At 56.8% G+C, this 7,147-nt stretch carries 8 protein-coding genes; all 8 read left to right on the top strand.

All coding sequences use genetic code 11. The features are described from left to right. On the top strand, positions 1-204 hold a 204-nt coding region (locus tag ACP2AV_RS15450; RefSeq protein WP_426373670.1), incomplete at its 5' end, for an AtuA-related protein. Then, a complete protein-coding gene (locus ACP2AV_RS15445) occupies positions 204-995 on the top strand; it encodes an ABC transporter ATP-binding protein (RefSeq protein ID WP_426373669.1) in 792 nt (263 codons plus the stop codon). The genes ACP2AV_RS15450 and ACP2AV_RS15445, both read left to right, overlap by 1 nt. After that, positions 992-1,780: an ABC transporter ATP-binding protein gene (locus tag ACP2AV_RS15440; protein ID WP_426373668.1), complete on the top strand. Its 789-nt coding sequence runs from the start codon at positions 992-994 to the stop codon at positions 1,778-1,780. Before ACP2AV_RS15445 ends, ACP2AV_RS15440 begins: the two co-directional genes overlap by 4 nt. Further along, the gene (locus ACP2AV_RS15435; RefSeq protein WP_426373667.1) at positions 1,780-3,627 is read left to right on the top strand and encodes an AMP-dependent synthetase/ligase; all 1,848 of its coding nucleotides are present in this window, start codon (positions 1,780-1,782) and stop codon (positions 3,625-3,627) included. The genes ACP2AV_RS15440 and ACP2AV_RS15435 overlap by 1 nt, the downstream gene beginning before the upstream one ends. Before the next feature lie 12 nt (positions 3,628-3,639). Further along, complete coding sequence (locus ACP2AV_RS15430) at positions 3,640-4,512, top strand: branched-chain amino acid ABC transporter permease (protein ID WP_426373666.1); 873 nt, start codon at positions 3,640-3,642, stop codon at positions 4,510-4,512. Positions 4,513-4,516: 4 nt separating this feature from the next. Next, positions 4,517-5,554: a branched-chain amino acid ABC transporter permease gene (locus ACP2AV_RS15425; protein WP_426373665.1), complete on the top strand. Its 1,038-nt coding sequence runs from the start codon at positions 4,517-4,519 to the stop codon at positions 5,552-5,554. A gap of 68 nt (positions 5,555-5,622) precedes the next feature. Further along, the gene (locus tag ACP2AV_RS15420; protein ID WP_426373664.1) at positions 5,623-6,813 is read left to right on the top strand and encodes an ABC transporter substrate-binding protein; all 1,191 of its coding nucleotides are present in this window, start codon (positions 5,623-5,625) and stop codon (positions 6,811-6,813) included. A 74-nt stretch (positions 6,814-6,887) separates the two neighbouring features. Then, the coding region (locus tag ACP2AV_RS15415) for a biotin carboxylase N-terminal domain-containing protein (RefSeq protein WP_426373663.1) at positions 6,888-7,147 on the top strand (260 nt) is incomplete at its 3' end.

Below are 7,147 nucleotides of genomic sequence, written 5' to 3'. Positions count from 1 at the left end.
CCGGTCGAACGCTTTGATCTGCCCGGCAGCCATTCGCTGAACTTCCTGCTGCATGAATCGCTGGGCGGGGGCGGCATCGCCTCGGTCCGCATCGACCCGCAAGGCAAGGGCTTTGCGCAGATGCTGCTGGACATCGAAATCCCCGTACCGGCCGAAATGGCCCAAAGGGACAAATTGGGAATGACCGAAGGAAGTGTGGCATAATGTTGAATGTCAACAACGTCCAGATTGTCTATGACAATGTGATCGAAGCGGTGCGTGATGCGTCGCTGTCGGTAGACGAGGGCCAGATCGTCACGCTGCTGGGATCGAACGGGGCTGGCAAGTCGACGATCCTCAAGGGGATCTCTGGCGTGCTGTATCCCGAGGAAGGCGATATCATCGGTGGCACGATCACCCTTGATGGCCAAAATCTGATTGGCAGCAAACCCGACGAAATCGTGCGCAGCGGCGTCGTCATGGTTCCCGAGGGGCGGCAATTGTTCGAGCCGCTGACCGTCGAAGAAAACCTGATGATGGGGGGGATCACCCGCAACCGGTCTGCGGCGGCGGATGCGCTGGAGTATGTCTTTAGTGTCTTTCCGCGCGTGAAAGAAAAACGCGGCATGATTGCGGGCTATCTGTCGGGCGGTGAACAGCAGATGGTGGCCATCGGCCGCGCTCTCATGTCCAGGCCGCGCCTGTTGATGCTGGACGAACCCAGCCTGGGGCTGGCGCCGCAGATCATCGCCGAAATCTTCGAGGCCGTGACCGACCTGTCGAAACAGAGCAATGTTTCGGTTCTGCTGGTTGAGCAGAACGCGGAGCTGGCGCTGTCGATCGCAAGCTATGGATATATCATAGAAAACGGCCGGGTCGTGATGGATGGCACGCCAGAGAAACTGATGAACAACGAAGACGTCAAAGAGTTCTATCTGGGGTTCTCGGAATCCGGCCACAGACGCAACATGCGTGATGTAAAACATTACAAGCGACGCAAGAGGTGGTTGTCATGACCGTGCTGTTAGAGGTTGATAACCTGGTCAAGAAATTCGGCGGCGTGACGGCTGTCAATAATGTCAGCTTTCCGGTTCTCAAGGGCGAGATCTTCAGTCTGATCGGTCCGAACGGGGCCGGCAAGACGACGATGTTCAATATGATCAGCCGGGTTCTACCTGTGACCTCAGGCAAGATCACGCTGGACGGCAAGGACATCACCCGGACCGCGCCGCACAAGATCGCGGCACTGGGAATGGGGCGCACCTTTCAAAACCTGGCGGTGTTCAAACATGCCAGCGTTGTCGACAACATGCTTGTGGGGCGCCACAGCCACATGAAAACCAGCGTGCTGGGCGGGCTGGTTTTTGGCCCCACCACGCGCGCCGCAGAGCGGGCGCACCGCAAGCGGGTCGAGGAAATCATCGACTTTCTGGAAATCCAGCATGTTCGCGACGTACCGGTGGGCGCGTTGGCCTACGGGTTGCAAAAACGGGTCGAGCTGGGCCGCGCGCTGGCCACCGAGCCCAAGCTGCTGCTGCTCGACGAAATGGTGTCAGGGATGAATGCCGAAGAAACCGAGGACATCGCGCGTTTCATCCTTGATCTGAAAGAGGAACTGGAGATCACCGTCATGATGATCGAGCACGATATGGGGATCGTCACGGATATCTCTGACCATATCGCTGTGATGAATTTCGGTGAGCGGATCGCTTACGGTACGCCGGCGGAAATACGCGCCGATCCGCATGTGATCGAGGCATATCTCGGGCACAAGATAGAAGAAGAAACGGAGGCGGTTTGATGGACGATCTGAAGCTGCGCCTGAAGGAAGGCGATCTAACGCTGCCGCAACTGTTGATGCACTGGGCGGAAAACATTCCGGATGAACTTGCGATCCGGGAAAAGGATCTGGGCATCTGGAACCGGGTCACTTGGGCCGAGTATTTCGAGAATGTGCAGGGGTTTGCCCTTGGTCTTCATACCTTGGGGTTCGGGCGGGGTGATCGTCTGGCAATCGCAAGCGAAGATACGCCCGAATGGCTGTATTCCGACATAGCCGCACAGGCATTGGGGGGGATGACCGTCGGGGTCTATCCCACCAATCCCTGGCCCGAGCTTGACTATATCTTGCGCCATTCCAAGAGCAGCGTCGTCGTCTGCGGGGATCAGGAACAGGTTGACAAGGTTCTGGATGCCGAAGCGAACGGCGGCGCCTTTCCAGATCTCAAGATGATCGTATGTGTCGATATGAAGGGGATGCGCGGCTATGACCGCACCCGCTTGAAATCGTTTGATGAAGTGGTTCAGGCAGGGCGGGACCACATCTCGGGTCACCCGGAAGACGCGAACTTCTTCCGCGACTCGATTCTGGCAACCAAGCCGGACGATCCGGCGGTTGTGGTCTATACTTCGGGAACCACCGGTCCGCCGAAAGGTGCGCTGCTTTCACACCGCAACCTGCTTGTGGCGTCCTTCCCGCTGATTGCACAGTTCGGTTTGACGCGCGATCGGTATTCGGTGCTGTGTTATCTGCCGCTTTGTCACGTTGCAGAACGGATCTTTTCGACGATCCTCAGCCTGATGATCGGCGGCGAGGTGAATTTTGCCGAATCCATCGACACCGTGCAGGTCAATCTGCGTGAAATCGCGCCAAAGGTGTTCCTGGGCGTGCCACGGATTTGGGAAAAGCTGCAATACAGCGCGTCGATCCGAATTCAGGACGCACGGCCGACGGCCAGACGGATCTACAACTGGGGGCTGGATCTGGGGCAGGCGCACTTCCGCAAGATCGAAGCCGGCGGTCGGCTGACTCCGGTCGAAAAGATCAAGCATTTCGCAGCCAAGATCCTTGTCTTTAACCCGCTGCAACGGTTCATGGGGATCGACAAGGTCCATTGCGGGTTTGTTGGGGGCGCATCCATTTCGCCCGAGGTTGTCCGGTTCTTCCGGGTGATCGGTGTCCCACTTTATCAGGTCTATGGCATGACTGAATCGGCCGGTCTGGCGTTCTTTCAGAATGCCGAAAAGGCCACGGTCGGGGCTGCAGGTGTTCCCGCACCGGGACTGCAATACAGGATCGCCGAAGATGGCGAACTCGAGATCAAGCATCCCAGCGTGTTTCTGGGCTATCTGGACAATGAAAAAGCAACCAAGGAAACCATCGTCGATGGATGGTTGCAAACGGGCGATGTGGTTGAACAACTGGACAACGGCGAGATCACGATCGTCGATCGGAAAAAGTCCATCATCATCACATCCGGCGGCAAGAACATTACCCCGTCTGAAATCGAAAACGCGCTCAAAGATTCGATCTACATCGCCGAGGCGATCGTGGTCGGAGAGGGGCGTAATTTCCTCGGGGCACTGTTGCAGATCGACTATGACACGGTTGGCAAATGGGCCCAGGCCCAAGGCCTCGCGTATACCACGTTCAGTCACCTATCCAGTCTGGAACCAGTCAGAGAGCTCATCGCCAAGGAAGTGGACCGGGTGAATGACGCTTTTGCACGCGTCGAGAACATCCGAAAGTTCGTTCTTCTGAAGAAAGAGCTCGATCACGACGATGGCGAAATGACTGCCACGCAAAAGGTGCGGCGCAACGTCATCGAAACAAAATTCGAATCCGAAATGTCGGAAATTTACGGCTAAGGGGGAAACAGATTGGACTATTTCATACTGCTCACCGTTTCGGGGATTTCCATCGGGGTGATCTACGGTCTCATCGGGATGGGTTACGCCCTGATATTCAAGGCGACCAGTGTCGTCAATTTCGCCCAAGGCGAAGTCATGATGCTGATTTCATATATGGCGTTTTCCATTGCCAGTTCCTGGGCGCTTCCATTCTGGGGATTGCTGGTGGTCTGTGTCGTGCTCTCGGGTTTCGTCGGTCTGTTGATCGAGCGGATCTTTATCCGGCCAATGCTGGGTCAGGACGTGTTTTCAACTGTCATGGTCACCATCGGGTTGGCGGTGATGATCCGCGCTGTCGTTGTGCTGATCTGGGGCGCCGACCCGCTGGTTCTGCCGACTGATATAGGTGACAGCGGCGTCGAATTTGGCATGGTTTTCCTCTATACGTCGCAACTCTATGCCATTGGTTTTCTCGCAGTTTGCGTAATCGGCATGTGGGCGTTCCTGCGGTTTTCGCGCATGGGGATTGCCATGCGGGCCACGGCGGCGCGTGAAACCACCGCGCTGCTGATGGGGATCAACGTGACGCGCGTCTATGCGATGGCCTGGGCCATTGCGGCGGTCATCGCCGGAGTTTCCGGGGTCTTGCTGGGAACGATCTATGGCTTGGGTCCGGATATGTGGACGCAGGGTCTGCGCGCTTTCCCGGCCGTTATTCTCGGCGGACTGGATTCCGTGTTCGGCGCGGCAATATCCGGCATTCTCATCGGGGTCCTCGAAAACCTGTCAGAAGGTTACATCGGCCATGGGCTCAAAGAGATCTCCGGTTTCCTCGTCATTCTGGTGGTTCTGATGATCCGCCCCTACGGGTTGTTTGGAACGCCCGAAATCGAAAGGGTCTGAAGACATGCGTACTGGAGTTATTCAGGAAAGCTACGGAGAGCTGATATCGCTCTTTCGCAATCCGACCCAGACCTATTGGACATGGGCGCTGGTGATCACGTCGCTGGCCGCCCCCCTGATACTGACCGGTCACGTCACATCGTTGATCAACGGTATGATGATTGCGGCGATCGGGGTCATCGGTCTGAACCTGCTGACAGGCACCACGGGCTTGATTTCCTTTGGCCAAGCCGGGTTTCTTGCCGTGGGCGGATATACTGCGGCCATCCTCTCGGCCGATTACGGTATGCCGCTTTGGCTGTGCCTGCCGGCCGGCGGGCTGATGGCGGCGGCGTTCGGATTGCTGGTTGGCATTCCGTCGCTGCGATTGAAGGGGTTGTATCTGGCGATTACGACGCTGGCCTTTACCATCATCATCACCCATCTCATCCTGAGTGCTGAAGGCATCACGCATGGCTCTTCGGGTGTATCAACATCCAAGCCCGCGATCTTCGGGATTGAGTTGGCGACAGACAAGTCCTTCTACTACCTGATCCTGGCAATCTTGACGCTGGCCATTTTGGGGTCTGCAAACATCAAACGCAGCCGTATCGGCCGCGCGTTTCTGGCGATCCGGGAACAGGATATCGCAGCACGCGCGATGGGTGTGCCAGTGGCGCGATACAAGCTTTATGCCTTTGTCGTCAGCTCGTTTTATGCTGGCGTGGCGGGCGCTCTGATGGCGTATCAAATCCGGTTCGTGAACGTGGACAGCTTTAGCCTGGTCATTTCAATCGAAGCGGTGTCCATGATTATCGTCGGGGGGCTTGGGTCCACTGCCGGCGCCGTGATTGGCGTGGTGTTCGTGCTGGGGCTGGCCGAGATACTCAACTACGTGTTCAGTTCGATGGGCGGGGTGCTGGGGTCGGTTTCGACGCTGGAACTGAAAGGCTTCATCTACGGCCTGACCATTGTTCTGTTCCTGCGGTTTGAACCGGATGGTTTGATGGGAATTTACCGCGAAATCAAGAACCGCTGGGTCAACTGGCCGTTCAGATACTGATGCAAACAGTCCAGAAAAACGGACTAAAATAGGCCCAAGACAACGGGCCATAATAGGGAGAAGCGAGAATGAACAGGATTTTGAAAGGGACGCTTTCAGCCGCCCTTCTAATGATCGCAGGCGTCGGCGCCACGGCCGAACCTGGCGTTACCGATGACAAGATTGTCTTGGGTGCCGTTGACCCCTTGACTGGCCCGCCCAGTCTGCTGGGCAAGGCTCATTCGCTGTCGCTGAAGGTCTGGCAAGCGGATGTGAATGCCCGCGGTGGAATTAATGGTCGGCAGGTCGAGATCGTTTTCGAAGATGACGGGTATGTTCCCGCGCGCTCGCTTCAGAGCCTGAAAAAAATGGTCGACGTCGATGATATTTTCGCGCTGATCGGAACATCCGGCAGTTCGCAACTGGCGGCGATGATGCCCCTGATCGACGAACTCGGTATGCCGGCGATCAACAGCATGGCCGTGAATTCACGCCATTTCAATCCGCCGCTCAATTCACTCTTCGTCGTCGGGCCGACCTATTGCCAGGAGATCGCCGCCGGCATGACATTCCTTGTCGAAGAGCTTGGCCTGAAAGATGAAAAATACGCGATCGCTTTTCAGGACGACGAATTTGGCGACGATGTTCGCTGCGGATATCTTGAAGGCGTTGAAAAATATGGTTTGAACAACGTTCTGGAACTGGAATTCAAGCGCGGCCAAAAAGACTTTTCCGCTGAAATGCTGAAAGCGCGTGCAGCCGGCGTCACCGTTTTGATCTCGGGCGGTGTCGTGGCCGAGCATTCCACCTTCCTGAAGGAAGCGGCCAAGAACCGGATGGACATCACATTCCTCGGGGCCCATTCCGCCCACCTGACACCTGTTCAGGCTTTGGCGGGCAGCGCTGGTGATGGCTTTTATACTGCCGACTATGTACCGGCGCTGAACTCTCTCGAAGTGCCGGGTGTGGCGAAGTTCATGGAATTGGCAAACAAGTATCTTAGCGAAAGTGAAGTCCAATCGCTGAACCGGTATGCGCTTTCGGGCTACGCCGGGGCGACGATGTTCGAACATGCTGCGACCGAATGCGGCGCGGACCTGACGCGGGCCTGCGTAATTGAGAACCTGGAAAATCTCGACGGGTTCGAAACCGATGGCCTGCTGGGCCCGGTCACCTTTGGTAAGGGGGTACGCCACGCTCCGACTGCCGTGATGGTTCTGCAGTCCAATGCCGAGGACAGCACGTTCTCAATCGTATCCGAGCGGATGGAAGTCGATTGATCCGCTGACACGGCCTGAAATGTCCTTCCCCGCAAATTTGCGGGGGAGGACGAAAAAAAGGATGACTGCAGGATATGACCATTTCCAAACTTCTCGTCGCTAACCGGGGCGAGATCGCTGCCCGCGTTCTGCGCACCGCCCGCGTCAAAGGTATCAAGACCGCCGTGTTGCGGCATCCCAGCGAAGTAGATTCCCCAGCCCATGCGATTGCCGACGAGGTTGTGACCATCGAAGGGGCGACGCCGGTGGCGGCCTATCTGGACATTGCGCAGATTGTCGATGTGGCGCAGCGGATCGGCGCGGATGCGGTGCATCCGGGCTATGGCTTTCTGTC

It is taken from the genome of Aliiroseovarius sp. PTFE2010, assembly GCF_049943335.1.
Taxonomy (GTDB): Bacteria; Pseudomonadota; Alphaproteobacteria; order Rhodobacterales; family Rhodobacteraceae; genus JBNFVY01.
This window is presented reverse-complemented; position numbering and strand designations above follow the sequence as displayed.

Coding starts and splice junctions, on each gene's coding strand:
- ACP2AV_RS15425 (WP_426373665.1), top strand. CDS start 4,517: ATGCGTACTGGAGTTATTCAGGAAAGCTACGGAGAGCTGATATCGCTC.
- ACP2AV_RS15420 (WP_426373664.1), top strand. CDS start 5,623: ATGAACAGGATTTTGAAAGGGACGCTTTCAGCCGCCCTTCTAATGATC.
- ACP2AV_RS15445 (WP_426373669.1), top strand. CDS start 204: ATGTTGAATGTCAACAACGTCCAGATTGTCTATGACAATGTGATCGAA.
- ACP2AV_RS15435 (WP_426373667.1), top strand. CDS start 1,780: ATGGACGATCTGAAGCTGCGCCTGAAGGAAGGCGATCTAACGCTGCCG.
- ACP2AV_RS15440 (WP_426373668.1), top strand. CDS start 992: ATGACCGTGCTGTTAGAGGTTGATAACCTGGTCAAGAAATTCGGCGGC.